The organism is Nonomuraea sp. NPDC052129 (genome assembly GCF_040680095.1).
GTDB lineage: Bacteria > Actinomycetota > Actinomycetes > Streptosporangiales > Streptosporangiaceae > Nonomuraea.
Map to the genome: position 1 here is coordinate 1 of NZ_JBFAVX010000082.1, position 1,954 is coordinate 1,954.

Sequence of the window (1,954 nt, forward strand, 5' to 3'; positions counted from 1 at the left end):
CGGGTCTTCGTCACCCGCTACATGCGCCAGGGCCTGGGCGATGAGTTCGGCGCCCGCGACGCAATGTCCGCCGCCCGCACCGCGATGACCGCGATGAAAGACATGCACCGCGCCACCACCTTCGAGGCCGGCAACGACAAGTCCATCGCGCGCCAGGAGTTCGGCACGATGGCCACGGCCGTCGACGAGTGCATCACCAAGGTCTCCGGCATCGACACGGTCGGCCCCCAGGTGGTCAAGCAGGAGAACACCGGCCTGCTCGCCCAGATGATCGCCGAGATGGAAGCCCGGCTCACCGAGTCGGCAGCACGCTGACCAAGGCCGCCTCCCGTGTCCTGTCAGCCGCTCCCGGACATGCCTCGCAATTCGACGACCAGCCAGGAGCCCATCATGACCCCGCTCGAACACACCCTCGCCAAAGCCCTCACCGAGGTCGTCATCTGGCTTGATCACAGCGATGCCGACGTCATCAGGCCGGAGGCCACGATCAAGGTGCTGGAACCGGTGGTCACCGTCCTGCAGGATCTGTCCGCGCTGGACCGGCAAGCCCTCGCCGACCTGATCAACCAGTTGTCACAGCAGGAAACCGACCCTGAGCGGCAGCTGACGGCCTGGGAAACGCCCGAAACCCTGGGTCTCCTGGCCTGAGGCACCGCTGCTCAAAGCGGTCCTGAGTGCGGCCTGCGCGGCTGGACCGGGGCCGCGTGTCACCGTGCATGGTCGGGGTCGTTGACGCCATACAGGCGCATCACCGAGGTCCGGAATTGATTTGCCGCGACCTGTGTCTCCAGGCGGCCGATGCGAATCTGGTGGTCGGCGGCGTGGCCGAGCGCGATCGTCGCGGCGACCAGCCAGCCGGTCTCCAGATCGGTCGCAAACTCGCCGCTGTCACGGCCGCGGCGGATCAGGGCCTCCAGGCGCTGCTCGACGGGCAGGTGGCGGTCCGCCTCCTCCTCCATGTCGGTATCCGCGTGACTGGATGCCACCTGCTCGGCCAGCAAAGTTCCGGCCGCGTCGAGGAACCGGCCGAGGGCCTGGGTGGCGGTGCCGGCCTCAAGGTCGGCGGCATCCAGCACGTCGATCGCCCGACGGCTCAACTCGTCGCGCACCGCGGCAAGGAGCGCTTCGCGGGTGCCGAAGTGCACATGCGCGGTCTGCCGCGCCACGCCTGCCGCTGACGCGATCTCGGCCATGCTTGCCTCGGGGCGCTCAGCAAGCGTCCGGATCGCTGCCATGACCAAGGCGGCACGGTTGCGTCCGACCTCGACCCGCTGACGACGACGCCTTATCTCTGACACGGTTGACAATCATAACAGCACCCCTAAAAATGACACGCATGTCAGAGATAACTGAAGCGGCCGCGCGCCGCCTGCTGATCGACTACACCCGCGACATGGCCCTCTCCGACGAGGACCCGGCGCAGATCGTGAACCGCACCCTGACCGACGATGCGGTCTGGGTGACCGACGGCACGAAACTCACCCGCGACCAGCTGATCGCGCACGCCCCTCCGGCCCGCAAGAACGTCACCGCCTGCGAGATGCGCATCGACGATCTCCTCATCGACGGCCCCCGGTTCGCCGCACGCTGCTCCCTCAGCACCGACCACCGCAAACTCGGACACGTGGTGATCGAGTGGATCCTCATCGGCGAGGTCACTGAGGACGGACGGGTGCGGCGCATCGACCAGCTGGGACGAACCCTCGGCAACGCGGACAGCACCGGGGGGTCGGGTTCGTAGGTCTCGAGTGCCAGCCGCTCACCGCGGGGCTTGCCAGGCTTGACGCATCTCCACGGGTGTCTGCCCCTTTCGCAGGGTTCGTCGGACGGGAGTGGGCGGCACCCGTCCGCCTGGCGGGTGGCGTCGCGGGCCGAGCTCGGTCAACTTGGCCTACGTGAAAGAAGAGATCATCGTCCTCTGACCTGCTGGAAGGGTCCTCCAACCCTAGATAAC

Annotated in this window: 4 protein-coding genes; 3 read left to right on the plus strand and 1 reads right to left on the minus strand. The window is 67.3% G+C overall.

Annotated features, from left to right (window positions below; genetic code table 11):
• Nucleotides 1–315, plus strand: a 315-nt coding sequence (locus AB0L53_RS59235) for a hypothetical protein (RefSeq protein ID WP_364015894.1), incomplete at its 5' end; no start/stop codon positions are given.
• Between the two features lie 75 nt (nucleotides 316–390).
• Nucleotides 391–648: a hypothetical protein gene (locus AB0L53_RS59240; protein WP_364015897.1), complete on the plus strand. Its 258-nt coding sequence runs from the start codon at nucleotides 391–393 to the stop codon at nucleotides 646–648.
• Nucleotides 649–707: 59 nt separating this feature from the next.
• On the opposite strand, the gene AB0L53_RS59245 is transcribed toward AB0L53_RS59240, so the two are convergent.
• The gene (locus AB0L53_RS59245) at nucleotides 708–1,298 is read right to left on the minus strand and encodes a helix-turn-helix domain-containing protein (RefSeq protein WP_364015900.1); all 591 of its coding nucleotides are present in this window, start codon (nucleotides 1,296–1,298) and stop codon (nucleotides 708–710) included.
• A 38-nt stretch (nucleotides 1,299–1,336) separates the two neighbouring features.
• Between AB0L53_RS59245 and AB0L53_RS59250 the strand changes: the two genes are divergently transcribed.
• Nucleotides 1,337–1,741, plus strand: a complete 405-nt coding sequence (locus AB0L53_RS59250; RefSeq protein ID WP_364015903.1) for a nuclear transport factor 2 family protein — start codon at nucleotides 1,337–1,339, stop codon at nucleotides 1,739–1,741.
• The last annotated feature ends 213 nt before the right edge of the window (nucleotides 1,742–1,954 follow it).